The sequence below is a fragment of the Psychrobacillus sp. FSL H8-0484 genome, from assembly GCF_038005325.1.
GTDB lineage: Bacteria > Bacillota > Bacilli > Bacillales_A > Planococcaceae > Psychrobacillus.
The window spans coordinates 2625557-2651290 of sequence record NZ_JBBOSZ010000001.1; the positions used below are offsets into that span (position 1 = coordinate 2625557).

At 36.0% G+C, this 25734-nt stretch carries 30 protein-coding genes and 1 riboswitch; of the genes, 6 read left to right on the forward strand and 24 right to left on the reverse strand.

Features of this window, described 5'->3' with window-relative positions:
- Positions 1-101 precede the first annotated feature (101 nt).
- The 5 genes from efp to MHH81_RS12770 form a co-directional block, all read right to left on the reverse strand.
- A complete protein-coding gene (efp, locus tag MHH81_RS12750; RefSeq protein ID WP_340921798.1) occupies positions 102-659 on the reverse strand; it encodes an elongation factor P in 558 nt (185 codons plus the stop codon).
- Positions 660-675: 16 nt separating this feature from the next.
- The gene (locus MHH81_RS12755) at positions 676-1737 is read right to left on the reverse strand and encodes a M24 family metallopeptidase (RefSeq protein ID WP_340921800.1); all 1062 of its coding nucleotides are present in this window, start codon (positions 1735-1737) and stop codon (positions 676-678) included.
- Positions 1738-1810: 73 nt separating this feature from the next.
- Positions 1811-2233, reverse strand: coding sequence for a hypothetical protein (locus MHH81_RS12760; RefSeq protein WP_340921802.1), 423 nt, complete (start codon positions 2231-2233; stop codon positions 1811-1813).
- A gap of 124 nt (positions 2234-2357) precedes the next feature.
- Positions 2358-4922: a vitamin B12-dependent ribonucleotide reductase gene (locus tag MHH81_RS12765; RefSeq protein WP_340925238.1), complete on the reverse strand. Its 2565-nt coding sequence runs from the start codon at positions 4920-4922 to the stop codon at positions 2358-2360.
- A gap of 159 nt (positions 4923-5081) precedes the next feature.
- The gene (locus tag MHH81_RS12770) at positions 5082-5918 is read right to left on the reverse strand and encodes a lipoate--protein ligase family protein (RefSeq protein WP_340921804.1); all 837 of its coding nucleotides are present in this window, start codon (positions 5916-5918) and stop codon (positions 5082-5084) included.
- A gap of 101 nt (positions 5919-6019) precedes the next feature.
- Between MHH81_RS12770 and MHH81_RS12775 the strand changes: the two genes are divergently transcribed.
- Both MHH81_RS12775 and MHH81_RS12780 read left to right on the forward strand, forming a co-directional pair.
- On the forward strand, positions 6020-6403 hold the full coding sequence (locus tag MHH81_RS12775) for a rhodanese-like domain-containing protein (protein ID WP_340921806.1): 384 nt from the start codon (positions 6020-6022) through the stop codon (positions 6401-6403).
- Positions 6404-6540: 137 nt separating this feature from the next.
- Positions 6541-7809 carry an ATP-binding protein gene (locus tag MHH81_RS12780; RefSeq protein WP_340921808.1) on the forward strand — a complete coding sequence of 423 codons (1269 nt, stop codon included), beginning with the start codon at positions 6541-6543 and terminating at the stop codon, positions 7807-7809.
- Between the two features lie 332 nt (positions 7810-8141).
- Here MHH81_RS12780 and MHH81_RS12785 read toward each other — a convergent pair whose 3' ends face one another.
- The 13 genes from MHH81_RS12785 to comGA all read right to left on the reverse strand — a co-directional run bounded on the left by MHH81_RS12785 (position 8142) and on the right by comGA (position 18028).
- Entirely contained in the window at positions 8142-8555 is a 414-nt protein-coding gene (locus tag MHH81_RS12785) for a DUF4181 domain-containing protein (protein WP_340921810.1), read from the reverse strand.
- Between the two features lie 206 nt (positions 8556-8761).
- Positions 8762-9256 (reverse strand): hypothetical protein, encoded by a 495-nt coding sequence (locus tag MHH81_RS12790; protein WP_340921812.1) that lies wholly within the window; start codon positions 9254-9256, stop codon positions 8762-8764.
- 123 nt (positions 9257-9379) lie between these two features.
- A complete protein-coding gene (gcvPB, locus tag MHH81_RS12795; protein WP_340921814.1) occupies positions 9380-10840 on the reverse strand; it encodes an aminomethyl-transferring glycine dehydrogenase subunit GcvPB in 1461 nt (486 codons plus the stop codon).
- Complete coding sequence (gene gcvPA / locus MHH81_RS12800) at positions 10833-12179, reverse strand: aminomethyl-transferring glycine dehydrogenase subunit GcvPA (protein ID WP_340925239.1); 1347 nt, start codon at positions 12177-12179, stop codon at positions 10833-10835. Before gcvPA ends, gcvPB begins: the two co-directional genes overlap by 8 nt.
- A 25-nt stretch (positions 12180-12204) precedes the next feature.
- Positions 12205-13308: a glycine cleavage system aminomethyltransferase GcvT gene (gene gcvT, locus MHH81_RS12805; RefSeq protein ID WP_340921816.1), complete on the reverse strand. Its 1104-nt coding sequence runs from the start codon at positions 13306-13308 to the stop codon at positions 12205-12207.
- Positions 13309-13532: 224 nt separating this feature from the next.
- A riboswitch (glycine riboswitch) is annotated at positions 13533-13626 on the reverse strand.
- Between the two features lie 114 nt (positions 13627-13740).
- Positions 13741-14253, reverse strand: coding sequence for a shikimate kinase (locus tag MHH81_RS12810; protein ID WP_340921818.1), 513 nt, complete (start codon positions 14251-14253; stop codon positions 13741-13743).
- A gap of 14 nt (positions 14254-14267) precedes the next feature.
- Positions 14268-14474, reverse strand: coding sequence for a hypothetical protein (locus MHH81_RS12815; RefSeq protein WP_340921820.1), 207 nt, complete (start codon positions 14472-14474; stop codon positions 14268-14270).
- Entirely contained in the window at positions 14452-14907 is a 456-nt protein-coding gene (gene comGF, locus MHH81_RS12820) for a competence type IV pilus minor pilin ComGF (protein WP_340921822.1), read from the reverse strand. The genes MHH81_RS12815 and comGF overlap by 23 nt, the downstream gene beginning before the upstream one ends.
- Positions 14856-15194, reverse strand: a complete 339-nt coding sequence (locus tag MHH81_RS12825) for a hypothetical protein (RefSeq protein WP_340921824.1) — start codon at positions 15192-15194, stop codon at positions 14856-14858. The genes comGF and MHH81_RS12825 overlap by 52 nt, the downstream gene beginning before the upstream one ends.
- A complete protein-coding gene (gene comGD, locus MHH81_RS12830) occupies positions 15184-15618 on the reverse strand; it encodes a competence type IV pilus minor pilin ComGD (RefSeq protein WP_340925241.1) in 435 nt (144 codons plus the stop codon). The genes MHH81_RS12825 and comGD overlap by 11 nt, the downstream gene beginning before the upstream one ends.
- Positions 15611-15955 carry a competence type IV pilus major pilin ComGC gene (gene comGC, locus MHH81_RS12835; protein WP_340921826.1) on the reverse strand — a complete coding sequence of 115 codons (345 nt, stop codon included), beginning with the start codon at positions 15953-15955 and terminating at the stop codon, positions 15611-15613. The genes comGD and comGC overlap by 8 nt, the downstream gene beginning before the upstream one ends.
- Before the next feature lie 11 nt (positions 15956-15966).
- Positions 15967-17031, reverse strand: a complete 1065-nt coding sequence (gene comGB / locus MHH81_RS12840) for a competence type IV pilus assembly protein ComGB (protein WP_340921829.1) — start codon at positions 17029-17031, stop codon at positions 15967-15969.
- Positions 17012-18028 carry a competence type IV pilus ATPase ComGA gene (comGA, locus tag MHH81_RS12845; protein WP_340921831.1) on the reverse strand — a complete coding sequence of 339 codons (1017 nt, stop codon included), beginning with the start codon at positions 18026-18028 and terminating at the stop codon, positions 17012-17014. The genes comGB and comGA overlap by 20 nt, the downstream gene beginning before the upstream one ends.
- Positions 18029-18216: 188 nt before the next feature.
- Between comGA and MHH81_RS12850 the strand changes: the two genes are divergently transcribed.
- Both MHH81_RS12850 and MHH81_RS12855 read left to right on the forward strand, forming a co-directional pair.
- Positions 18217-18897 (forward strand): helix-turn-helix transcriptional regulator, encoded by a 681-nt coding sequence (locus tag MHH81_RS12850; protein WP_340921833.1) that lies wholly within the window; start codon positions 18217-18219, stop codon positions 18895-18897.
- A gap of 141 nt (positions 18898-19038) precedes the next feature.
- Complete coding sequence (locus MHH81_RS12855; RefSeq protein ID WP_340921834.1) at positions 19039-19278, forward strand: DUF2626 family protein; 240 nt, start codon at positions 19039-19041, stop codon at positions 19276-19278.
- Between the two features lie 270 nt (positions 19279-19548).
- Here the strand turns inward: MHH81_RS12855 and MHH81_RS12860 are convergent, their stop codons facing one another.
- Complete coding sequence (locus MHH81_RS12860; protein WP_340921837.1) at positions 19549-20193, reverse strand: MBL fold metallo-hydrolase; 645 nt, start codon at positions 20191-20193, stop codon at positions 19549-19551.
- Between the two features lie 397 nt (positions 20194-20590).
- Between MHH81_RS12860 and MHH81_RS12865 the strand changes: the two genes are divergently transcribed.
- Together MHH81_RS12865 and MHH81_RS12870 are read left to right on the forward strand one after the other, a co-directional pair.
- Positions 20591-20728 carry a YjcZ family sporulation protein gene (locus MHH81_RS12865; protein ID WP_340921838.1) on the forward strand — a complete coding sequence of 46 codons (138 nt, stop codon included), beginning with the start codon at positions 20591-20593 and terminating at the stop codon, positions 20726-20728.
- Between the two features lie 341 nt (positions 20729-21069).
- A complete protein-coding gene (locus tag MHH81_RS12870) occupies positions 21070-21249 on the forward strand; it encodes a DUF2759 domain-containing protein (protein ID WP_340921840.1) in 180 nt (59 codons plus the stop codon).
- Positions 21250-21295: 46 nt separating this feature from the next.
- Here the strand turns inward: MHH81_RS12870 and MHH81_RS12875 are convergent, their stop codons facing one another.
- The 5 genes from MHH81_RS12875 to rpmG form a co-directional block, all read right to left on the reverse strand.
- Positions 21296-22408, reverse strand: a complete 1113-nt coding sequence (locus tag MHH81_RS12875; protein ID WP_340921842.1) for a YqgU-like beta propeller domain-containing protein — start codon at positions 22406-22408, stop codon at positions 21296-21298.
- Positions 22409-22500: 92 nt separating this feature from the next.
- Entirely contained in the window at positions 22501-24405 is a 1905-nt protein-coding gene (locus tag MHH81_RS12880; RefSeq protein WP_340921844.1) for an LTA synthase family protein, read from the reverse strand.
- Between the two features lie 232 nt (positions 24406-24637).
- The gene (locus tag MHH81_RS12885; RefSeq protein WP_340921846.1) at positions 24638-24832 is read right to left on the reverse strand and encodes a YqgQ family protein; all 195 of its coding nucleotides are present in this window, start codon (positions 24830-24832) and stop codon (positions 24638-24640) included.
- A 1-nt stretch (position 24833) separates the two neighbouring features.
- Positions 24834-25418 carry a 5-formyltetrahydrofolate cyclo-ligase gene (locus MHH81_RS12890; RefSeq protein WP_340921848.1) on the reverse strand — a complete coding sequence of 195 codons (585 nt, stop codon included), beginning with the start codon at positions 25416-25418 and terminating at the stop codon, positions 24834-24836.
- Between the two features lie 59 nt (positions 25419-25477).
- Positions 25478-25627 carry a 50S ribosomal protein L33 gene (gene rpmG / locus MHH81_RS12895; protein WP_093265860.1) on the reverse strand — a complete coding sequence of 50 codons (150 nt, stop codon included), beginning with the start codon at positions 25625-25627 and terminating at the stop codon, positions 25478-25480.
- Positions 25628-25734: the final 107 nt, after the last annotated feature.

Genomic DNA, 25734 nt, shown 5'->3' on the forward strand with positions numbered 1-25734 from the left:
TAATAGACTTTTCAGTGGACTCGCAAAAGCGAGACTCTTTTTGTATCTATATTTTTGTGTTATTTAACCTGATGGCCAACATTTCGCCATAGCCTTAAAAATTATGCTCTTGAAACGTATGAACCCTCATCCGTGTTAATGATTAATTTATCTCCAACATTGATGAAAAGTGGAACAGTTACAACTACGCCAGTTTCAAGCGTTGCCGTTTTAGAACCACCACCAGAAGTATCACCTTTAATACCTGGTTCTGTTTCTGTTACTTCTAGTTCAACTGATTTTGGTAATTCTACTCCAAGCGTTTCCCCTTGGTACTGAATTACTTGAATTTCCATGTTTTCACGTAAGAATTTTAATTCGTACTCAAGTTGCTTTTCGCTTAATTCGATTTGCTCGTAAGAATCAGTATCCATGAACACATGTTGATCCCCACTAGCATATAAATATTGCATTTTACGGTTATCGATTTGTGCTTTTTCTACTTTTTCACCTGCACGGAATGTTTTTTCGTTTACAGAACCATTACGTAGGTTTCTTAGTTTTGAACGCACAAAAGCGGCACCTTTACCTGGTTTTACATGTTGGAAATCAAGTACTCGGTAAAGTACTCCATCTACTAAAATTGTTAACCCTGTTTTAAAATCATTTACTGAAATCATTCTTTTCCCTCCAAATTTAAGCTAGTATTAATAATTCTTTTGTGGAATGTGTTAGCTTTTCTAGACCATTTTCAGTTACAAGTGCATCATCTTCGATTCGAACACCGCCAATATTTGGCAAGTAAATACCAGGCTCAATCGTAATAACCATACCTGGTTCTAGTACAACATCCGAACGGAAAGATAACCCAGGACCTTCATGTACTTCTAGACCAATGCCATGTCCTAAAGAATGTCCAAATGCTTCACCGTATCCTTTTGATGCAATATAATCGCGTGCAATAGCGTCCGCTTCTTTCCCAGTCATACCTGGTTTTACTTTTTCTAAAGCAAGTAGTTGGGCATCCAAAACAACCTGATAAATCTCTTTTAATTGTTCGGTCGGCTCTCCAACTGCTACTGTACGAGTTGTATCGGAAATGTATCCATTGTATACAGCTCCAAAGTCTAATGTAACAAAATCGCCTTCTTCAATTACTTTATCCGTCGCAACTCCATGTGGAAGTGCAGAACGAATACCTGAAGCAACGATTGTATCAAAAGAAGAAGAAGTTGCACCACGTTTACGCATGAAAAATTCTAGCTCATTGGACACTTGAAGCTCTGTCATTCCTGGTTTTATGTATGTAACAATATGCTCGTATGCTTCATCCGCAATACGACAAGCTGCCTTTATTATACTAATCTCTTCTTCGGTCTTTATCAAGCGAATTTTTTCTACTAACCCAGAAAGTGGTACTAAATCAGCTGAAATTGCTAGTTTGTACATTTCAAAACTACTGTAAGTCACATCGTCTTTTTCAAAACCAAGAGAATGGATACCTAACTCACTCACTTGATTTGCCACTTCTTCGATTAATGTTTTCGTATGTTGTACAATGCGGAAGTCTTTAATTTGACTTGCTGCTTGTTCTGTATAACGGAAATCAGTGATGAACACAGCATCCTGTTTAGAGACAATCGCAACACCGGCAGTACCAGTAAATCCGGTCATGTATCGTCTACTATGTCCATTCGTAATCAGTAATGCGTCAACACCTCGTTCTTCTAATGCAGCACGTAACTTTTCAAGTTTCATCTTTAGCCCTCATCTCATTTTCTAAATAACATCTATCTGTTATTTTATCATAGGAAACGAGGACGGTAAATTTTCATTTACTTAATGGAGTATCCTGTGCATGAAAGATGGCTGATTCCATTAAAAATCGAACGAATATAATAACAATACATATAAAAGGTATGGATAGTTTTTTAATCGTCTTTTCAATTGAATCTGCATCTAAAATGATCCATTCTAAAGCAAATGCTATTAGTAATCCTAATACGAGGCTAGTAATCGACACCGGAACTTTCATGAATAAAATGCTAATATAATACAAAGCAATACAGACAGCCCAAGTAAATAGAAATAAAACTCCCCATTTAACGGACGCATTACTTTTACTAAACATCTCAAATGTATGCGAAAAACCAATCGGATTCCATTTTATAAAATGAAAGTACGATAACATTTTCAGCATAATCACTGTTCCCAGAGACGCAACCAAACTAGTACTAATAGATAAAGTTTTCATAAATAAATCAAGTCTCCTTTTTCACTTAGTTTGTGTTTAGAAGAAAATTATTAAACAATAAAAAGGCAAATAAAAACACACGCTGAAAAACTATTACTCAGCGTGTGTTTCTTTTAGTTAAAAATTATAGTCCGCATTTTAATTGCGCGTTACAGTTTGTACATGTGTTACATCCACCCATTTCTTCTACCGTTCCTTTACGGCAAACCGGGCAAGTGTCCCCTACTTCTGATCCAATGGTTACATTCGTAGAACGTAAGTCTTGAATAGTATCAATTAATACGATCGGTCGTTTTTCAAATACTTTTTCTTCTTGTGTTTGATCATCCAGCGTATTCTCTTCCGCTTTCAGTGTAAGAACTTGAGAATCACGGCTGCCATCAACGTAAACCGTACCGCCTTTTGCACCACCGCGGTATAAACGCTCATATACCCCTTCTACTTGTTCCACAGTATATCCTCGTGGAGCATTTACTGTTTTGGAGATAGAACTATCAATCCAACGTTGAATAATACATTGGACATCTGCATGGGCTTCAGGTGCTAACTCCATTGCAGTAACAAACCATTCTGGTAAATTCTGTTCATCTGCATTTTTATTTGCATGTAAGTATTCTTGTACAATATCTGCTTTTACTTCGATAAATTTACCTAAACGTCCACTTCTGTAATAAGTGAAAGAATAGTAGGGTTCTAGACCTGTTGAAACACCTACCATTGTTCCAGTTGAACCGGTTGGAGCAACTGTTAATAGATGAGAGTTTCGAATACCATTCTCTAAAATGGTTGCTCTAATTTCTTCTGGCATTGATTCCATAAAGCCTGTTTCCGTAAAGGCTTTACGAAGTCGATTCGTTTCGTCTTCTGTGTCGCCTATTAAGAATGGGAAGCTTCCACGTTCTTTTGCTAACTCAGCAGATGTTTCGTACGCAGCAATAGCGATCGTTTTAAAGACCTCATCGACTAATACATTACCTTCTTCCGAGCCATATTCCTTTTCACAATAAATTAAAAGATCTGCAAGCCCCATAACACCTAGTCCTACACGTCTTTCTCCTAAGGCTTGTACTTTATTTTCCTCTAAGAAATACGGAGTAGCATCAATTACGTTATCTTGCATACGTACACCAACGCTTACCGTTTCTTTTAATGCTTCCAAGTTAACTGTTTTTGTTTCTTTATTTGCAAATTGTGCTAAATTGACAGCGGCTAAATTACAAACCGAATACGGTGCAAGTGGTTGCTCCCCACAAGGATTTGTCGCTACTACTTTTTGTCCATATGCACGAGCATTTGTTTTTTCATTCGCATTGTCTATGAAGAAAATACCTGGTTCTGCAGAGTAAGTAGCACACACATTGATTAGATTCCAAAGCTCTTTCGCTCTCATTGTGCGATATGTTCTTACTGGGTAGCCCATTTCTTCCCATTCACGAACATCTCCGATTTCATGCCAATGTTTGTTATAATAATCCATTTGCTCTGGAGTGTAAGATTCAGTTGCAGGGAAACGTAATGCAAAGTCAGCATCTTCCTCCACTGCTTTCATGAAATCATCTGTCAGTGTTACTGAAATATTCGCACCAGTTAAAAATTCAGGATTATGAACCGAATAAGTTCCCTCATCACGCAGTTTTGTTTCTGCATCACGAATTATTTCATCGCTAAAGCCACCTAAGCCAGGAATCGCTTTGTAGTTTACAATACCTTGGTACATTGCTTCTTCTTGGTTTGTTAACGGTTTGAATTTTAGCTTGTCCTTCGCTAATTGTTTAATCGTTTCATCATTTGTGTTTTCAATCAAGAAACGTAGAATTCGCGGATTTTGCATCTTAGAAATGATGAATTCTGCAATATCAGGGTGCCAGTCGGCTAACATAATCATTTGTGCTCCCCTGCGTGAACCACCTTGTTCCACAAGATGTGTCAATTTAGCTATATCATCTAACCAAGAAACAGATCCGGAAGATTTTCCGTTTACTCCACGAGCAAGAGTGTTTCGTGGACGTAGGGTCGAACCGTTTGTTCCAACTCCACCACCACGGCTCATAATTTCCATCACTTGTTTACGATGATCACTAATTCCTTCACGAGAATCAGCGACAAATGGCATCACATAACAGTTAAAGTATGTTACATCTGTTCCAGTTCCTGCTCCATAAAGTACTCGTCCAGCAGGGATGAATTTTAATGTAACTAATTGTTGATAAAACTTTTCAAACCATTCTTTTCGCTTTTCCTCTGTTTTTTCCACAGAAGCAAGACCCGTAGCATTACGTTTCGCAATTTGTTCATAAAACACTTCAAGCGGTTTTTCAATAATATTGAGTGAACGTTTCACAATACCTGACTGTAACTCGTCATTGTCATCGATTGCACTACGGTAGTCCTCTTCGATTAATACTTCGGCAGTTTTTGTCGATTGATCAATCGATACAATATGACCTAATCCACGTGCAGGAAATTTAGGATCTGCTTTTACCGTCAAAACGACAAAATCTCCTGCTTTTAGCGTTTTCTTTTCCGTATCTTTAAATGAATACCGGTCAATCATAACTAATCGGGAAACACCTTTGTGTGTTAATTTCATGTCTTCTGTAATTGGGTGTACTTGTGGAAATAATTCAATGTCTTTGTTTAACTGTTCAATGTTAATGGTTGCATTTTTATTCTGAGATGCTAATACCATCATATTGCCTCCCTTTAATTTAAAATTTTCAACACTATATATAGTATAATTTCATTTACAAACGATACTATATGTTGTGTTATTTTGCAAATGACCCGATATGATGAAAACCTATATGTATCAGTAGTCAATGGACTAATTTACCAAAAAAAAAATAAATTATTTTTTATAGTTCCACTCATCATTTGCATAACGCCTGTTTTCAAGGTCTTTAACGTAGTTTTCTTGTTCCTCCGTTAACGTAAATTCAACTAAATCTATTTGTAATGCATCTTCAAATCCTTTTTTAAATGCTACTTTGCATTCGTCGACCGTTACCGGTTTTTGTATTAATTTGTTGATGGCAACAGCTTTTTGCGATAAGCTATTTTTTACTCTTTTTCTCAGTTCATCCGAAGAAAATTTAAATGTTTGAATAAGTTTTTCTTCATCTAGATCTAATAGAATTGCACCGTGTTGTAATATGACACCTTTTTGTCTTGTTTGTGCACTACCTGCTACTTTTTTACCTTCTACAACAAGCTCATACCAACTTGGTGTATCAAAACAAACAGCGGTTCTCGGTTTTTTTAAATCCTGCTTTTTTTCTACCGTATTTGGTATAGAGAAGTAAGCTTCTAATCCAAGATTCTGAAAACCTAATAATATGCCTTCACTAATAACACGATATGATTCTGTCACCGTGGCTGGCATATCTGGATAACTCTCCGAAACAATTACACTATACGTTAGCTCATGTTCGTGGAGTACGCCTCTTCCACCAGTAGGTCTTCGAACAAATCCTAACCCTAAACGTTCTACTGCTTCCATATCAATTTCTTTTTCAACGGATTGAAAATAACCAATGGATAAAGTTGCAGGATTCCATTCATAAAATCGAACTACTGGCGGAATAAGCCCTTCACTATGCCAATCTAGCAACGCTTCATCCAGCGCCATGTTATAAGATGGACTACAGGGACCTGAATTAATATAATACCATTTTGTCTTTTCCATCAAAACTCCCCCTCACAATGCTATTCATTTTATCAAATAGATTGTATTGTATCTAGCAAATCTTTTATAATGAATATGTAAACATAGAAAGGGGAAAGACCGTGTTAGATTTTCTGTATATAATCATTGCAGTGCTAGTCATCTTTTTAGTCTATGCAGGTATTTCTGCATTCCGACTGAAGAAAGCCGTAACTAACCTTACGCAAGAACAATTCATCGAAGGCTATCGTAAAGCGCAATTAATCGATGTAAGAGAACCAAAAGAATTTGATGGAGGACATATTTTAGGAGCTAGAAACATTCCATCCTCTCAACTTCGTCAGCGTTTCAAAGAAATTCGCCCAGACAAACCAGTTTATTTATATTGTCAAAGCAGCGCTCGAAGTGCTCGTGCAGCAATGTTTTTAAAGAAAAAAGGCTATACGCAAATTCACCAGCTTCAAGGCGGTTTCCGCGGTTGGACTGGCAAGATTAAATCCAAATAATACATAAGGTTCTTCTATTTCAGAGGAACCTTTTTTGTTAGAGAAGAAAGTATAAACTTCTTCCGTAATTAGTAAGTACTAGTCTCCTATCACCTTGCACTTTTCTTATTGAATCATCCCACTTTTGGAGGTACTGCATGCACAAGCATATTTTATTTTCACACGATGAAGATTTCAGACATTCCCATCCGAACTATGAAGACTACGCAATTGTCTCTAAACGAGCTACTAATTTCTTAAAAGAACGTCGTCTCGGCAATTGGCAAGCTATCGATATTGGAGAGTCCATTTTGCAACTGGATAGTAATTTATTAGAAATGATGGAGAACCATCTCATAACGTATGAAGTATTAGCGTCCATATTCGAAACGAAATCTCAGGGCAAAATAACAAGTAAATCACAATTGTCGATTGAAAGCAAATTAGAAATTGTGGAAACGTTTGATAATAATCTCATCTTTTTTCCAGAATATGATGTAGCTATGACACTTGCTTTTAATTATTCTGGTGGTAACACTTGGCCAGAATATCATTTCTTTGCAACTTCTACCGAAACCGCTCTTGCTTTTCTGAAAGAAATTAATGAAAAGATGCGTCAATTATTAATGCAATCCGTTACGTATTTGGTTGATACTGAACATGGAGTACAACGTAGAAAATATGGGGAACAAGCATCGGTAAATAGAGAAGATGTATTACTAGACGAAAATATTAAACAGGATATTTTCCGTTCCATTGATGAATTTTTTAAGGAAGAGGGACATTTTTTTAAAGAGTATGGTCTCCCTTATAAACGTGGTATTTTACTATACGGGTCACCTGGCAATGGAAAAACGACTTTAGTTAAATCCATAACAGGCTCAACAAAAGCTCCTGTAGTGTATTGGCAAATTACCGAATTCACTGGCAGTCATTCTGTACAAGAAGTGTTTGGAATTGTCACGAGATTAGCACCTGCCATATTAGTAATTGAGGATATTGATTCGATGCCAGAATACACTCGTTCTGTCTTTTTAAACACGCTAGACGGCGCTCAATCAAGAGAGGGATTATTTATCATCGGTACAACTAATTACCCTCAGAAAATCGATCCTGCGCTTATTAATCGTGCTGGCCGATTTGATCGGGCCTATGAAATACCTTCCCCTTCTGAAAAAGTTCGAGAAAGCTATTTGCACAAATTGGATATCAAGCAAATTTTTACAGACGAACAACTTGTCGATATGGCCAAACGTACAAAAGGTCTTTCTATGTCACAGTTAAATGAGCTCTATATGTCTGTTGCGTTGAACTGGCATTACGACGGAAAGCTAGCCTACGAAAAACGTATCGAGGAACTACTCAAGCAGAATAAACGATCGATCAAGAATGAATGGGATAAAGATGAGCATTCGATCGGTTTTTAAAAAGTGGAAAAGCGCTAATCGCGCCTTTTAAAAGCCAACCTGTTTGCACTTGTTTCCGGAGTGCTTTGGACTCACTTTTACTACATCATTACCTACGAGAAACCATAGGGGAGGAAAGTGACTGACGTCACTTTCCTCCCCTCGTTTTTTCGGTAATTTTGTGGCAGTTGTCTCTCCGCCGCTCTCCTGCAACTTTTGAGAACATGTTAGTGCTATTCTGGATAATGAGAGAATCAATACTTTCCAATGCGTAAAAATTTAGCTCCCGAAGATGCAATTTCGGGAGCCCCAGTCCCGCTTTTAACTTCATAGTTTATATTTTTACTACAAGTTCAAGAATACGCTTCTCGTTTCTTGTCATAGTTTAAATAATAGTTCCAAAATAAGTCCAGCAAAAGGGAGCCAAATTGCAAAAGCAAAATGTACATAATATTCTTTTGAAAATACTTTTTTACCATATATCCTCTGTAAACGTACAAAACAGAGATAAAAAGAAATAGCCATATCCCTAAAGGAATGGGATTTAGCGGACGGTATATCCCATTTTCCAATCTCGAGATACTTGCAAATAGTATTCCGACGAGTGCAATAAATAATAGTCCTGTCTCCACGATCACCTGGTCAGAGTTAAATCGTTTCGTATACTTAAGCTTCTTTGGTAAATCATATTTCTTTTTGACAAACCTATCTAAAATTAAAAAACTAGCAACTATTAAAAAGAATAGAAATACCTTAACCCACAACATGTTCTATCACCCTTTCGTCTAGTCCCTATATTGCAAGTAAGTAATATAAAAATTATCTCTATGATTCTTCTAAAATAAATGTCTGGATTAATTCAATCATGCTCTCCTATATTCGCTCGTTATTCCGATCGTTCTGGATAGAATAACCAATATGGTAAACATGCCCCTTAAAATGCGTATATAAAGCGTCTTCTTATCCTCTTAGATCATTCCTCTTTAATACTAACTGCATCAGAGATGCGACTATAATCATGACTGGGCACAGTTTCTTGTTCTTCCCAATTATTAACTATGGCTCTCTCCCGTTTTTGCTTCTTTTTCAGAAGAGAACTTGAGCTATTCGATGCAATTCCCTCTGCTATTGTATGGAAACAATAGATTAGTAACATAAATACAAATAACGGGGGAAGGATCATCCAAAATTGCTTTGTCATAAATACTTCCCAAGAAATGGAAATCATACCGGATAGCTTATATATTTCTGGAACTAAACGCCAAGGAGTGTCCGGATATTGACTTGCACCTCCAACAAAAATAGATAATATCCCTAAATGGACAAACATTTGAAGAACTTGTACAACATGCTGCGTCCAATACGAGCTAGACGAGACCCCACAGACTAAGCCGAGGAGGCTCGTCGGTTCGTCCGCGGAAAGCAAGCGGATATTATCAATTACAACAATGTAGTTTAACAGCGCCATCTTTTTTAATACGATAAATTGTTAGAAAAGTTTCAAATTTGTTAATTTTTTCAACATATTCATTACTTTTGGATTTCTACTATATAAAAAAGCGCGATCCATATCAGGATCGCGCTCTTTACTTTATGCTTTTGTGTAACGTAGTACTGGCTTACGCGCAGCTTTTGTCTCGTCTAATCGATTAATAACCGTTGTGTGTGGTGCATGTTGAACGATTTCTGGGTTTTCTTCTACCTCTTTTGCAATTTGAATCATTGCATCACAGAAAGCGTCTAATGTTTCTTTAGATTCTGTTTCGGTTGGTTCGATCATCATACCTTCTTCTACATTCAATGGGAAGTAGATTGTTGGTGGATGGTATCCGAAATCAAGAAGACGTTTTGCTATATCAAGTGTACGAACTCCTAATTTCTTTTGACGACGACCACTTAGTACGAACTCATGCTTACAATGACGATTGTATGGAAGATCGTAATACGCTTCTAAACGTCTCATCATATAGTTTGCATTTAATACTGCATATTCGGTAACTGCTTTTAGACCATCTGGACCCATTGAACGAATGTATGTGTAAGCACGAACATTAATTCCAAAGTTTCCGTAGAATGGTTTTACGCGACCAATCGTTTGTGGACGATTGTAGTCGAATGTATATTTGTCATCTTCTTTTACAAGTACTGGACTTGGTAAGAACGGAATTAGGTCAGCTTTAACTCCAACTGGACCAGAACCTGGACCACCACCACCGTGTGGACCTGTAAATGTTTTGTGTAAGTTTAAGTGTACACAGTCAAAGCCCATGTCTCCAGGACGCGCCTTAGACATTACAGCGTTTAAGTTAGCTCCATCATAGTAAAGCTTACCACCAACACCGTGGATGATTTCAGCTAATTCTAAAATGCTTTCTTCGAATAAACCTAATGTATTTGGATTAGTAAGCATTAGAGCAGCTGTATCAGGACCAGCAACACGACGTAAATCTTCTAAATCTACTAAACCATTTTCATCAGATTTTACAGTAATAGTTTCGAAACCTGCGACAGTCGCTGATGCAGGATTTGTACCGTGCGCAGAGTCAGGAACAATTACTTTTGTACGCTGCGTATCGCCATTTGCTTCGTGGAATGCACGGATCATCATAAGCGCTGTCCATTCACCATGTGCTCCAGCAGCTGGTTGAAGCGTTACTTCATCCATACCAGTAATTTCTACTAAAGATTGTTGCAATTCATACATTAATTCCATTGCACCTTGTACAGATGACTCATCTTGTAGCGGGTGAATGTTAGCAAATCCCGGGAAACGAGCAACTGATTCGTTTATTTTTGGATTGTACTTCATCGTACAAGATCCAAGTGGATAAAATCCTGAGTCTACTCCGTGGTTACGGTTAGATAAAGCTGTATAGTGACGCATAATATCAAGCTCAGATACTTCCGGTAATTCTGCTTCTTCTTCGCGAAGCACACCTTGTGGTAATAGAGAAGCTAGATCTACTTCTGGCACATCCAGTTCAGGTAAGTTATACCCAACACGGCCTTCTTTCGTAATTTCAAAAATTAGTGGTTGATTATCCTTATGCATAAAGAGCCCCCATTTCTTGCACGAGTGCATCTATTTCTTCTTTTGTACGTTGTTCTGTAACAGCAATTAACACATGATTTTTTAGGTCTGCATTTACTCTACCTAAATCGAAACCACCGATAATTCCTTTTTCAAGAAGTACTTTGTTTGCATCTGCAACTGTACCGTTCACTTTTACGACGATTTCATTGAAATGAGCACCTTGGAAAGGAACTTCAAATCCAGCTTTTTCAAACGCTTGTTTAGCATAATGTGTCTTCGTGATATTTTGAATCGCGATTTCTTTTACGCCTTTTTTACCTAGTGCTGTCATTGCAACAGAAGCAGCTAGCGCGTTTAACGCTTGGTTCGAACAAATATTTGAAGTAGCTTTGTCACGACGAATATGTTGTTCACGAGCTTGTAAAGTTAATACAAATCCACGACGACCTTCTTCATCTGTTGTTTCACCAACTAGACGACCAGGTACTTTACGCATTAATTTAGAAGATACTGCAAAGAAACCACAGTGTGGACCACCAAATGCTTCCGAAATTCCAAATGGCTGAGCATCTCCAACTGTAATGTCTGCTCCAAATTTACCAGGAGGTGTTAACGCACCTAATGCAAGTGGGTTAGCTGAAACAACAAATAGCGCTTTTTGAGCATGCGTCAGTTGTTCTACTTTAGCTAAATCTTCAATTTGTCCAAAGAAGTTCGGATACTGTACTAAAACAGCAGCTGTTTCTTCATCTACTAATCCTTCTAAAATCGCTAAATCAGTTACTCCATCTTTCGTTGGAACAGTAACTACTTCCACGTTTTGACCTTTGGCATACATTTTAACAACGTCAATATATTCAGGATGAACAGCTTCCGAAACAACTAATTTTTTTCTGCGAGTATGACCTGCTGCTAAGTTACCTGCTTCTGCAAGTGCAGTTCCACCGTCATACATAGATGAATTTGCAAGCTCCATTCCAGTTAGTTCACAAATCATTGTTTGGAATTCAAATATAGCTTGTAGTTCCCCTTGTGAAATTTCTGGTTGATAAGGAGTATACGCCGTGTAAAATTCTGAACGAGAGATCACGTGATCAACGATGATTGGCTTAAAGTGATCATAAACTCCAGCACCTAAAAAGGAAGGGTATTTTTTGCTATCTGCATTTTTATTCGCAAGTGCAGATAATTCTTTTAATAAAGCTGATTCCGCTTTAGCTGGTTTAATATTATACTCACCTTTAAAACGTACTTTCTCAGGAATGTCTGCAAACAGTTCATCAATAGTGGAAATGCCAATTACATCTAACATTTCCTTTTGATCTTGTTCAGTCATTGGTAAATAACGATGCTTCATCAATGGACAACCTCTTTCTGCAAAATTATTTTTGTCGTTTATAAAATGGTGTTGCAACCGTAATAGCTTTTAATCGTTTATTTCTGATTTCGACTTCTAGTTCTTTACCGATTTCAGCAAATTTTGCGTCAATTAATGCGAGACCAATATTTTTCTTCAATGTAGGAGATTGCGTTCCTGTTGTCACAAAACCGATTTGTTCTTCTCCTGCGAAGACTGGGTATCCAGTGCGTGGAATTCCTTTATCAATCATTTCAATTCCAATACTTCTTCTAGGTACTCCGTTTTCTTTTTGGTCGGCTAAAACAGATTTACCGTTGAAATCCTGTTCTTTATTTAGTTTTACGACAAAGCCTAAACCTGCTTCTAATGGAGTTATATCTTTCGAAAGCTCTTGACCATATAAAGGTAAGCATGCTTCAAAACGTAAAGTATCGCGCGCTCCAAGGCCGCAGGGAAGAATTCCTTCTTCTTTACCTGTTTCTAGGATGCTGCTCCATAATTCCGTAACATCACTGCTTGCTGCGTAAATTTCAAATCCATCCTCACCTGTATAACCTGTTCGAGAAACTAGAACAGACTTACCTGCAATCTCGACTTGATCCGCAAAACGAAAGAATTTGATATCTTCAAGATTATGGGAAGTAAGCTTTTGTAAAATACGCTCGGCAAGAGGTCCTTGTATTGCAAGTAATCCGTATTCATTGGATTTGTTTACTAACTCAACATCGCCCGATGCATTTTGTTGCATCCACTGAAAATCTTTTTCTATATTACCTGCATTCACTACTAGTAAGTAATGATTCTCTTCTAATTTGTAAACTAGCAAATCATCTACAATTCCGCCATCTTGATAGCACATTGCAGTATATTGCGCCTGACCCTCTACTAACTTGGAGATATCATTTGTCATTAATTTTTGTAAAAATGCTTCACTTGCTGAACCTGTAACGATTATTTCTCCCATATGTGAGACATCAAACAATCCTGCTTTTGTTCTTACCGCTTCATGTTCTGCTTTAATACTAGAAAATTGCACAGGTAATTCCCAGCCACCAAAATCAATTGTTTTTCCTCCATAGGCTGCGTAGACATCAAATAAAGGTGTTCGTTTCAATTGCTCTGACAAAAAGATCTCCTCCTTCAATAATACACACATAAAAAAGCGAATGACCCCATGATGCTGCAACAAGGTTCGAAAGCTGTTCTTTCTAATCCGTCGCATAAAAAAAGACAGAGAAACCCCTTTGTAAAAATAGGGGTTCTCTGTCCTGGCACCTGAAAGTTTACCAAATATGGCTTTCCTCTTTGGTGGCTTTGCGTAAAATTAAACGAAAGCACTCTCCAGAGTTGCGTCCTATACGAGTTCTTTTGCCTGAGAGATTCATAAAATTCATTACTTGCTCCTTCGGCGACGCATCGAAGCGTTCTCTCCCCGTATATTCATCCGCTATCTGTATAATCACTAGCTTTGTCTATATCCTAACATTGAACCATAAAGTAAGCAATCTTTTTTGATAATTTAATTAAAACACGAACTATATTAACTTAAAAACAAAGTTCATTCGCCTTTTAACCGATTTACTTGATAACCAGCATACTCCGTTACTTGTCGAAGCGGACGGTATTCTGTATGAATAGTTATATGTGCCGCTTTTTTATAATTTCTTCTTCTGCTTTTGTATAATTGTTCTAATTCTTCACGGGTGCTTTGTAGTACGATTGGTCGATTTTTATTGCTTTTTATTCTCATCCAAATATCATCAAATGATGCATCCAAATACAAAACTAAACCTGTACTCCGCATAATTTGAATATTTTTCTCCTTCATGGCAACTCCGCCACCAGTAGAAATAATACAGGCCTCATCTCGAAAGTTTTGAAGAAACTCGGTTTCTATATTTCGAAAATACGCTTCCCCATCTTGCTCAAATATTTCAGAAATCGACTTTTTTTGACTTTTCACTATTTCTTTATCCATATCATAATATGGCATCTTTAATAAATAGCTTAGTCTCCTACCGACCGAACTTTTTCCACTTCCCATAAAGCCAACTAAATATACCTTGTACACGATTCACCAACTCACTACATATCTGGATTATTTTCTCGCTCTTTAAATTTATCCATTTTAATGATAGTAGCATTAATATTGCTCATTTCCAACGAATCATACGTTCGATATTTTGATTGGTATGCAGCAGTTGTCGAAAAAAGGGAAAAACAAACAATTAATAAGAGTATAACAGCCGCGGGCAACAGGATTCCTTTTTCATTTTGCACGATACGTAACATAAAATGTATGCTCCTTTTCCATGCCATTTAAAAATGTGACAAAAAAACGTAAAGATTTACCTTCTATTGACACAGACAAAGACTCCACTTGAAGCAGCAGCTGTTCGTGTCCTAGCCTATTCTTCTGTTTTCGTATTAAAGTTGAATAAAATTCAATGTCATACTCTTCGCCTAATTTATGAAACCGAATTCCTGGTTGTTCTTTTTGTATAACTAATGAATCTATATCATTTAAGTACGTCTCTACATTTTGGACAAATAAAGCCCATTCGGTATCCATCGGATTAGTCACATTTTCTTCCATTTTATATAACCACCACATCGTTACAGCAAATACTTGCGAAAAAAGCATTAAGACCGAGAGTTGAATTATCCCTTCTATTAGTGTATATCCTTTCTCATCCACGATTCTCTGTTTGAAATAGTTAAGCAACTCGTTTTCTCCTCTCGCACCCCTTCATAAGTCACACATATGTTTTCGTTATCAATTACAAACATATAAGCGACTTTTTCAATGTGTATGGATCCAGTCAAAATATTTTCCATTATGAACATTTTCGTTGCTTCATGCATCACAATAGAGGCATGATACTTCCGCTTCTTCTCTTCTAATTGCACGGTAAAATTATGGAGTAGAGGAAGTAATGTGGTTGCGATAATTAGAGTTATACTTAACGATAGTATGGTTTCAGGCCATGAAAAGCCGTCATTATTCTTCATAACTTAGTCGGCCTCTACCAATATACACCGTTACTTTTTTGTGACCTTTTTTTGTTTCAAATAGGAAAGATCCAAACTGACTGACTGTTCCGTTAGGATGAAATGCAATTCCTTTTAAGTGGCTATCCATTGATAGGCGCATATGTTTTGGAACTTTATATTCAAATAAAGGTACATTTGCACTTTTCGCGACATATTTCGAGCCATTTTCAACAAAGTTTACATACGTATACTTATATTCTCCAATCGCAATGGATTGGAGTCTTTGCATATCTAAATGGAACTGTCTAAAAAATCGTTTTTCCTCTACTTCCTCCATCTTGGAAGAAGTAACAAATATAATCGAAGACGACATGACCATCACAATAGATAAAACGAGCAGCGTTTCAATTAAAGTAAACCCTTTTTCATAATGTTTAACCATCACTAGTAGATCCCGCGGTCTCTTCATTTTCTATCGTTACCCTGCCATCATTCGGGTCAATAAGTACTGGTGTACCATTTGGACAAGTTTTATCGCCCTTTAAAAAACCTTCTGTAACTAAATCGTCTAATGTGGGTATAGTTCTCTTTTCAATCTTATATGCTTCAACCTGACCTTCCACCATCCGTGCAAAAGCTTTGCAGCCTTTCTCATCTATGGAAGCCGAGTGTTTCGTTACATTCGGAATTGTAATTAATATTAATACAGAGATTATTAATAAAACAATCATCATTTCCACCAGAGTGAAAGCTTTTTCATTTGTTAATATCTTCTTCATATGAGACTCCTTTATACTATATTTATCATTTCATAGATTGGTAATAAAATAGCTAAATACGCACCGATAATGAAAATCGCCAGTATTAAAAACAGCGTTGGTTGAATAATACTTAAATAGCGGGAGAGCTTTGTCTCCATTCTTTCTGTTAAAAATTCGCTATAAAGTGTTAGTTCTCTTCCAAGATAACCACTATTTTCTCCATGGACGACAAAATGGTGAAAATCGTTTGTAAAATAGTCGAGTAATAAGACACCATCCGAGAAAGTTTCCCCGTGGACAATTTTCTCTTTCAATTGTCCGGCAATATACTGAAGACCTTTATGCTCTTCTTGCGCTATTAATGCGTCTAATGCTTTCTGGAGCGACACTCCACTCTCAATAAGCCCTCCCAGTTCTCTAGAGAACACTCTTGTAAGTATTAGTCGATACCAACTTTTCATTACTGGTATTTTTCTATAAAAATCAAGCTGGGTTTTTATGTTTTTATTATTTAATAGGAACAGGAATATTATGATGAGCACTGCTATCGCTGAAATAGTCATTAAAAACGTATTCGGTAATTGCAATAACATGTTTGTTAATGCAAGAGAGCTTTCAGCCTGAAGAGCATCTCTTGACCCGAGCAATGACTTCATATTAGGAAGAAAATAGAGGCGAAATATCGTAAACAACAAAAAGATAACGACGAATAAGAAAAGTGGATACATTAATAAGTTATTTAACCTTTTCTTTGCACGTTCAAAGATCGCTGCATTTACCCCAAGAACCGCTACAGTTTCTTGTAGTTGCCCATGGATCGTAGCCAAATTAATCGGTAAAAGCAATCTACTAGGAAATCCTAGTAATTTGAATACTTCCGTTACACTCAACCCATTTTTTTGAATATCAGTTATCTTTTGAATGACAATCCCGGATTTTTTCACATGAAATGGAAGAAGCATTGTAACTGCTTCATGAAATGTATAGCCTTCCTTTAATAAATCGCTTAGCCTACTTAAAAAAGAGGATTGCATATCTAAAGGAATTGTTTCATCCTTCCTTTTGAGATAGGCTTTAATTTTTTTGAATAACACCTTCTCTAACTCCTCTCTCTATTTGATAGGAAAGAGTATTAGTATGTGGTACACAAAAGTTTCTTCCAGTTAAAAGAGAGTTTAGCGCTTCCGATAAAAATTCCTCTGAAATAATTTCAAATATAGCCGATAGCTCTGGGGTTTTTGTATTTATGACGGTGACGAGCCTTTGTGTCACAATTCCTGTGATTGTTTGTTTTAATTCGTCCACAGAAACCCCGAGATCCATTAAACGATATAAAGCACCCACCCCATCTTTTGCATGGATAGTCGACACAACTAGATGTCCAGTCAAAGCTGCTTGAATAGCAGCTTTGGCAGTATCTACATCACGTATTTCCCCAATCATAATAACATCCGGAGAATGCCTTAAAATGGCCTTTAAGCCTGTAGAGTATGTCACTCCTGACCGTTCATTCACTTGTATTTGAAGTAAATGAGACTGATTATTTTCAACAGGATCTTCTAGAGAAATGACATGTCGATTTAAATTTTCCGAACAGTATTTTGTGAGCGAGTACATTGTAGTGGACTTACCAGATCCCGTTGGACCAACAAAAAGAATTAGTCCCTGTCGCTGTTTTGCTAGCTCTACAATTTTTTCAGAGGCATCCCGGAATAATGACAATGAATGGATTATTTTTGCATTATCATGCTGTTGCAGACGGATTACCAAACTTTCTTTTCCAAAGACAGATGGGAGAGTTGAAACTCGAAATGAAAATTTTTGAGAGTTGAATGTTTGTTGAAATGAACCACTTTGTGGCTTTCTTTTTTCGCTGATATCAAGAGAGGATAAAAACTTGAAGAATGAAATGATACGTTCACCCATGTTTAGGGGAAGCTTCCCTGCTTCAAACATTTGAGAATTTTTCTTAAAATAATAATAGTAACTCTCTTCGTTTGGAATCATGTGTAAATCAGAAGCACCAAATTGATGTGCTTTTATCAGTAATTGAAAACATTTTTGTTCTACTATATTTTCAGTTTTTTGCATGCATCTTTCCTTTCTCCAGATACAAGTCGTGACCGCAGACAACTTGTACAAAATTAGTATACTTGTAATTGCCATATAAATAAAGTGATTTTATAAAGTTTTCAAATTATTAAAGAAGATTTTAATTTATTTTGTCATTCTTAGAATCTTTACTATAATAATAAGTAACAGGGGAAATGAGGGATATAATGTCAGATACATTAAAGCTTACTAATACGTTAGCGGATGAAACTAGATATTCCATTTATCAATATATATTGAAAGAGAAAAAACAAGTAAATGTGCAAGAAATTGCCGAACAGTTTGGAATCCACCCTAATGTGGCTAGGCTGCACTTAACAAAACTGACCGAATCTAAATTACTTTCATCCGAATTTGTGAAAAACGGAAAAGGCGGAAGACCCGCAAGAGTCTACTTACTTGCTGAAAAACCTATCTATTTAAGTTTTCCTAAACAAGAAAATCATTTACTGCTACAATGGTTGCTTGAACTAGTCGATTCCATCGGTGAAATAGCTATCACCAAAGCAAAAGAAATTAGTTATCGTAATGGACAAAAGAGTATACAACATGGTAATACTTCAACACAGACATTTGAAACTAAATTGGAAATATTAACACAAGCAGCAAATTCTATTGGTTACTTCCCACAAATTACAGAAAAAGAAGGTAAAAAAAGTATTACGTTTTCTATTTACAATTGCCCTTACAAGGATCAGCTAAACAAATACCCACATCTAGTTTGTGGGCTGCATGAATCTTTCTTAAAAGGACAGTTTGATACACTTTTTCCTACCAATGAGTTTGTACAAGTGGAAAGTATGCAAAATCACTGTAACAATTGCGTATATCAAATAGAAGTCCTATAATGAAACAATAGATGAATCATATTTGTGACAATCTTATGTTTATCCTATATGGAAATATATTATTCAGTTTACATGTATGAACACTTTCATTTATAATGAATAGGAGAATTATTGTATCGTTGCAAAAGGAGGGACTTACAAATGGGCAATATGTATAAAGTGATGGCTTTCTGGACAGGGATTTTTGCAGTTATGTTTTATTTAGGTGATATGACAGAAGCATCTTTACTATTTTTAGCAAATACGGGATTATTCCTACTTTTAGGGTTCTTGAACCTTTCTGAGCGTATGTATATGTACATCTTCGGGGCTTACTTAATGTTCTTCTTCGCAGGTTTTACATACTACACAACGTTTATGCACGTACCTGGCGGACATTGATAATACGTCTAAAAAAAGCAGCCCATTGTGGCTGCTTTTTTTATTGCTTAGGATCTGTTAAACGATATGTTGGTCACAGCGCCCATTCTGCGTCGAAAGGCGTAGCCAACAGACTCAAATCCGTTGCCATATGAATGTGGCTAATGTAGGATTTGTTCCTATAAGCCCGCTATCGGGTCTTGGCAGCCCGTTTTTCCGAAGGAGTCCTCGGATTTTCTTCACAAATATATTCTTGTTGAACACAACAGTCTAATTTAACAGAGCCATTGTTTAAAATCCATTGAGAAACGGATTTTTTTCCATTTCATCTTCAATTGTACTTGCTGGACCATGTCCTGGATAAATAATCGTCGTTTCAGGCAATGTTAAAAGCTTTGTGTGTATCGCTTTCATTAGTTGCTGCTCATTCCCTCCCGGCAAATCTGTCCGACCAACACTATTTTGAAACAACGTATCGCCAACCACAGCAAATCCATCTTCCTCAAAATAAAACGTTAAGCTACCAGGTGAATGTCCAGGTGTGTGTAAAAGTTGAAAATGGAAATTTCCTATTTGCAATTCCGATTCATTATTTAATATGTTATCTGCTTCTTTCCCAGAAATAGATGGTATTTCTGCATACTTTGCAGAACCATTTTTGGAAGGATCTAATAACCATTTCTTTTCAGCAGTGTGTATGTAAACAGGAATGCTATATGCATCTCTTACTTCGTCTACTGCACCAATATGGTCAAAATGCGCATGTGTCAATAGGATCGCAAGTGGCTTTAATTTTAATCGATGAAGTTCGCTAATTAGCTTTTCTCCTTCTCCACCTGGATCAAATATTAAGCATTGCTTTTCAGCATTCGATACGATATAGCAATTTGTCTGAATAAAACCTAATGGATAAGTTCTGATGCTACAAGTAGCCATTTAATCACTCTTTTCTTTGATTTTATTACATTGTACAGAATTTTAGGTCTGAAGACCACACTGCAAATCCAATAAAGTAATTATCTCCAACATTATGAAATCCTCTACATAAGAATTAGAAGCTATGCACAGATAGTTGGGTAAACTCTTTTTACTCCACTTAATTTGACTAATGCGTCTTTCTCACAAACGAACTAGCTCAACTAATTACTCTTAGGTATATGCCTCTGCACTTTATAAAAACTTGAATACTCTATTATAACTGAAGGGCACATCATACCACCCTGACTGTGCCTCCAGTGGTTTTAAAATATCTTCTTAAAACCGAACAAATGAATCAGGTGAACATCTATTTTAGACATAGAATGAATTAACTCAAATATAGGAGGTGTATAATATGAGTAATGTAGGTGGAGATAGAAACAACGGATCCGGATTCGCTTTAATTGTTGTTCTGTTTATTCTTTTGATTATTGTTGGAGCAAGTTTCATAAGTAAATGTGACCACGGCGGTGGATACGGCGGCGGTTATTGACTTTGTGCTTATAACCAAAATCTACAGAACATCTGAGACAGGTCTTAAAAACCTGTCTTTTTTGCAGTTATTCAAAGGAATTCAATTATTTCTTTCGTCCAAAAATTGATTTCCAATACGTAGAGCATGATAGATTTTTACTGATTTTTTAACTTGTGTTTAAGGAAGATTAGGGAATGGATACGTACTTTTTCACCTCTTTTTTATTTAAAACGATAATGATTCCTTTGTTCAATGCTTCGCCACTTTTTTCTCTCGACAAATGTTAATAATACAATTACAATAGAAGAGGAATATGCAAACGCGACATTCATTTTCAGATGTCGGAAGGAGTGTCTTTCATGAACTTATTAATGGTTATCTTTGGACTAGTTACAGTTTTAGCTGTAGTCGGCACTTTCCAAGCTTTCAAAGAAAAGAATGTGCTAGGTGTTTTATTTAACTTTGGAACATTTGCTGTTTTTGGCTTCTTTACAGTCATGACAATCGTGAACCAAGGTTTCCCACCAAGCTTACACTAAAATGTAAAAGAAAAAGCTGTTGTACTTAACGTACAGCAGCTTTTTTCTATTCTATTAATTGTAACCAAGCCTGTTCATTAAACGGATTTAACTGAATCCAGTTTTCTTTTTCATATCCCCCTAGGCAAACCTCTCCATTAGGTGAACAATCTAATGGTTGATCAACTATTTCACCAAGTCTTTTTTCACCATCTAATGAATAACTCGATAGTACCCCTTTATCATCAAACTCATCCACATTTCCTGCTGCTTTTGATCGAATTGCGATTAATTGATTTGGGTGAACGACAGAAAAAGTTGGTACAACCCACTCGGAATAATTGCTCACAGCCGGTGAGGTCCAGTCAAAATATTGTCCAGTTTCTGATTGCTCCATATGATATTCAAATTTTCCTTGTTTTTCATTTATTTGAACATAAACCATCGTATTCCCTAAATTTTGGACATCTAACACATGTTGAAATTCTGTACTTTCTGTTCCTCCATCAGCTGTAGAATAAAGGAGAAGATCACTGCCATCCAAGCTAGAATCTCCCCATTTAAAAACCATTAAACGATGTTCGTCATACCATTTCACAAATGGATTCTCTACTTCTATTGATTTTAATTGTTGAGATGACCCATCATACACAAAGGTACTATAAGACCAATCATCATAAAATGTAGAAAATACGATTAAATCTGGATTTGTTGGGTGCCAATCCATGTAAATTTCAGCTGATTCAAAGGATAAGCTTTGTACAACGTAGCCATTTTTATGTATTAATTGTATTTCAGCAGATGACGAATTGCTAGATGTATGTAATAAAATCATTTCTTTTGATGGATGAATTGTACCTTGAATAATTGGAGTGTTTGTTCTATAAATTGTTTTCCAAGTTTCAGTAGACAAGTTATACGACTGAACAGTCCAATCGCCATCTTCTGTTAAAATAAATAGTATTTCATCATTAGACATCCACCCAATTACACTATGAAACGTAGATCGATTTAACTTAAGCAATGGAATTTTTTTCGTAGGAGTAGCTACCTGATTGCCTGGAACACTCTGTGGTACTTTTTCTATTGAGTTAGGTCCATTATTTTCAACTTGAGGGTAACTTTCTTCACATGCTTGTAATAAAAAAAGGCATATTAAAAGCATTCCAATTTTCTTCAATCTACTCCCCCCTCTTGTTATATATTAGACGTACTAATTTTACATTTGTTTCACAAAAAAGCACAGACATTTTTGTCTGTGCCTTTCGTACTTTATGGATTTAATTTCTCGGCTTCATCCAATAGGAGGTTCCCTGTTTTCAAATCATAAAAACGCAGTAGATCACCATTAATAATTTTATCGGAATAACCAAGTTCTTGCGCAGCCCTGTCAATATATGGCTGACAGTTTTCTATATCAATTTCAGTACCATTTGCATTGTCATAACAAGCATTTTTGGTATAGACTAGTTTATCTGTTACAAAACCACCATCACGGAAAACAACAAATTCTTCATGATCTTCCGAAAATACGTCTGCACCTAATTGCATATCTTTCGCTGTTTCTACACCAAGAAGATGTAAAATAGTAGGTCGTAGATCTATTTGACCAGCAGTCTCTGTAATTTCTTCTCCTTGCCCACTATTCGGAATATGAACGAATAAAGGTACACGTTGAAGTTTTGCTGATTCGTATGGAGTAATTTCTTTCCCTAAATACTGTTCCATTGCCACATTATGATTTTCTGAAATACCATAATGATCTCCATACATCACAATGATTGAATTATCATATAATCCCTGTTCTTTTAAATCATCAAATAAAGTCTTCAATGCTTCATCCATATATCGAACAGATTGGAAGTATTTATTCAAAGTATTAGAGTTAGAATCGTATTCAGGAATTAGTTTATCCTCTTCATCCAATGTAAATGGATAATGGTTTGTAAGTGTTATTAAACGTGAATAAAATGGCTGTGGCATTTCTTTCATATGAGCAACTGATTGTTCGAAGAATGGAATATCCTTCATTCCCCAGTTTACAGCATTTTCTTCGTCTACCTCATAGCTATTAACATCATAATATTTTTGAATAGCAAGCGATTGATACATCATATCACGATTCCAGAAACTCTTCTTGTTTGGGTGCATAACATTTGTAAAATACCCTTCTTCATTTAAGCTTTCTGCCATCGAATGGAATGTATTTTCACCATGTGTAAAAAATACAGCGCCTCCACCAAGTGGGTATAGGGAATTTTCTAATAGAAATTCTGAATCAGATGTTTTCCCAAGTCCTGTTTGATGGTAGAAGTTTGAAAAATAATACGTGTCTTTATCTTTTGTTAATGAATTTAAAAAAGGTGTTACTTCGTGCCCATTCATATCATTATTTATAACAAATGATTGTAACGATTCCATCGACACAACTATTAGGTTGCGTTTTTCTGCCATACCAAACATTTCTTCGTTCGGATCTGCTTGATTAGAACGAACAAAGTTGTTCACTTCAACTAGTTCACTTCCATCAGCTAGTGCACGTTGAGCATGCGATTTTGATTGGATATACAAATCGTACAAATGATAATTGTAAGGTCCGATGTTTTTCACTAACATTTCGCGGTCGAAACTTCTAGTTAATAATTGCGGTCTTTCAATTTCAGATAAACCTAAGTTTAAAAATAATACTGCGGCAGCTAAAACAAAATATGCTCTTCTCATAGCAGGTTTAATAAGTGAGACTTTCTCATTAATTTTTAGCCATTTCATTGCTATCAAAATAATAAATACATCTGTAAAATAAAAAATGTCCATTACATGAATACTTTCCTTCGCCGATGCTCCTAAATCTCCAAAATTACTTGTTTGGAATAATACCGGAATCGTAATGAAGTCGTTGAAAAAACGGTAAAAAACTGCATTAGCATAAAGAACACCTGCTAGTATGATGCTCGTAATTACTATATATCTATTTCTTGCTTTAGGACTTTTGAAAAATAATGATAGTCCATATATAAACAATAGAAAACTAAGTGGATTAATAAATAATATCACTTGTTGCATTATATTCTCGATTTTCATATCAAAGCTCGTGTGGTAAACAACATACGTCTTCATCCATGTTGCCACAATTGCTATAACAAGAATAGAATGTGTCGGCCATTTTTTCTTCATCATGACTACATCCTCCCCTTTTCAATCTTATTAAATAAGTAAAAGTAACAGAGTATATCTTAATCCTTTCTTCACAATAAATCAACAAAAATGAAATAAGAATTTAATATATTTACAATCCCTTTACCTTATACCCACTATTAGACGGTCTTAAACAAAAAAAGTTTCGGACAAGCACAAAAAAACATATTTTAATAAAAAATAGCGACAGATCCCATATAGCATCTGACGCTCTTTATTTCTTCAGTTTACTTTGCTCTTGCCTTAATAGTAAAATGGCCAATTGAAAATCTTTTACTTCTATCATCTGCATCCTATACAGTTCTCTTATCTCATCTTGCATCATTTCTAAATCAGCAATTCGATCTTTCGTATAAACAAAAATTCCGAAACGTTTTAACAGCTGCATAACATCATATACTGAATTCAAATTACTCATCCTTGTCGCGATTCCCTTTACATGGAATGATTGCATTATTTGTAATTATTTTATCAATAGGCAAATCAAATATTTCATGTTCAACTACTTCTACTACTTGAAAGTCAAACGCTAGTGAGATGGTATTGCCATTAAAATTTGTTAAAAAACGGTCAAAGTACCCTCCACCATAACCTATGCGAAATCCCGTTTTACTGTATACAATCCCAGGGACGACAAGCAAGTCAATATCGCTCGGAGCAATTGCACTCGTTACATTTGGATTAGGCTCTAATAACTGCATATAAACTGTTTCTAACTGTTTGTAGCTTTCTATTTTATAAAACGTCATAGAACGGTCTCTAGGTGTGCATTTGGGGACAACTACGGTCTTTCCCTGTTTCCAAAGACTTTGAATAATTCCTTCTGTATTAACTTCTGGAAATGAAGAAATTGTAATGCCAATTATAGAAGCATTCACTACGCTTTCTTCCATTAAAAATTTTTGTTCGATTTCATTTGAGTATGCTCTATATAATTCTTCCTTTAATGAAGACAAGTGGGCTTTCATCTTATCTCTTTCTTCTTTTTTCGTCATTACCTTTCCTCCATACAATAGAAAAAAACCAAAACCGAAATTGGTTTTGGTTTAAGTTATTATTTAGTTTCTCTATGAAGAGTCGATTTCTTTTCACGTGAGCAATATTTTTTAAGTTCAAGACGTTCTGGATTGTTACGCTTGTTTTTCTTAGAAATATAGTTGCGCTCTCCGCAATCTGTACAAGCTAATGTAATATTAACGCGCATGGTTGTCCCTCCCACTCTTTGTCAGGATTAAATATAAAATTTGAGCATGATTTATACGACTAACCAATTATAGCATATAATCAAATAAAATCTACTCTTAATACAAG

Bases quoted from the DNA above. Each gene is read 5' to 3' on its own strand.
- efp (WP_340921798.1), bottom strand. From the start codon at position 659: ATGATTTCAGTAAATGATTTTAAAACAGGGTTAACAATTTTAGTAGAT.
- MHH81_RS12755 (WP_340921800.1), bottom strand. From the start codon at position 1,737: ATGAAACTTGAAAAGTTACGTGCTGCATTAGAAGAACGAGGTGTTGAC.
- MHH81_RS12760 (WP_340921802.1), bottom strand. From the start codon at position 2,233: ATGAAAACTTTATCTATTAGTACTAGTTTGGTTGCGTCTCTGGGAACA.
- MHH81_RS12765 (WP_340925238.1), bottom strand. From the start codon at position 4,922: ATGGTATTAGCATCTCAGAATAAAAATGCAACCATTAACATTGAACAG.
- MHH81_RS12770 (WP_340921804.1), bottom strand. From the start codon at position 5,918: ATGGAAAAGACAAAATGGTATTATATTAATTCAGGTCCCTGTAGTCCA.
- MHH81_RS12780 (WP_340921808.1), top strand. From the start codon at position 6,541: ATGCACAAGCATATTTTATTTTCACACGATGAAGATTTCAGACATTCC.
- MHH81_RS12785 (WP_340921810.1), bottom strand. From the start codon at position 8,555: ATGTTGTGGGTTAAGGTATTTCTATTCTTTTTAATAGTTGCTAGTTTT.
- MHH81_RS12790 (WP_340921812.1), bottom strand. From the start codon at position 9,256: ATGGCGCTGTTAAACTACATTGTTGTAATTGATAATATCCGCTTGCTT.
- gcvPB (WP_340921814.1), bottom strand. From the start codon at position 10,840: ATGCATAAGGATAATCAACCACTAATTTTTGAAATTACGAAAGAAGGC.
- gcvPA (WP_340925239.1), bottom strand. From the start codon at position 12,179: ATGAAGCATCGTTATTTACCAATGACTGAACAAGATCAAAAGGAAATG.
- MHH81_RS12815 (WP_340921820.1), bottom strand. From the start codon at position 14,474: ATGTTACGTATCGTGCAAAATGAAAAAGGAATCCTGTTGCCCGCGGCT.
- MHH81_RS12825 (WP_340921824.1), bottom strand. From the start codon at position 15,194: ATGAAGAATAATGACGGCTTTTCATGGCCTGAAACCATACTATCGTTA.
- comGD (WP_340925241.1), bottom strand. From the start codon at position 15,618: ATGGTTAAACATTATGAAAAAGGGTTTACTTTAATTGAAACGCTGCTC.
- comGC (WP_340921826.1), bottom strand. From the start codon at position 15,955: ATGAAGAAGATATTAACAAATGAAAAAGCTTTCACTCTGGTGGAAATG.
- comGA (WP_340921831.1), bottom strand. From the start codon at position 18,028: ATGCAAAAAACTGAAAATATAGTAGAACAAAAATGTTTTCAATTACTG.
- MHH81_RS12850 (WP_340921833.1), top strand. From the start codon at position 18,217: ATGTCAGATACATTAAAGCTTACTAATACGTTAGCGGATGAAACTAGA.
- MHH81_RS12855 (WP_340921834.1), top strand. From the start codon at position 19,039: ATGGGCAATATGTATAAAGTGATGGCTTTCTGGACAGGGATTTTTGCA.
- MHH81_RS12860 (WP_340921837.1), bottom strand. From the start codon at position 20,193: ATGGCTACTTGTAGCATCAGAACTTATCCATTAGGTTTTATTCAGACA.
- MHH81_RS12865 (WP_340921838.1), top strand. From the start codon at position 20,591: ATGAGTAATGTAGGTGGAGATAGAAACAACGGATCCGGATTCGCTTTA.
- MHH81_RS12870 (WP_340921840.1), top strand. From the start codon at position 21,070: ATGAACTTATTAATGGTTATCTTTGGACTAGTTACAGTTTTAGCTGTA.
- MHH81_RS12880 (WP_340921844.1), bottom strand. From the start codon at position 24,405: ATGATGAAGAAAAAATGGCCGACACATTCTATTCTTGTTATAGCAATT.
- MHH81_RS12890 (WP_340921848.1), bottom strand. From the start codon at position 25,418: ATGACGAAAAAAGAAGAAAGAGATAAGATGAAAGCCCACTTGTCTTCA.
- rpmG (WP_093265860.1), bottom strand. From the start codon at position 25,627: ATGCGCGTTAATATTACATTAGCTTGTACAGATTGCGGAGAGCGCAAC.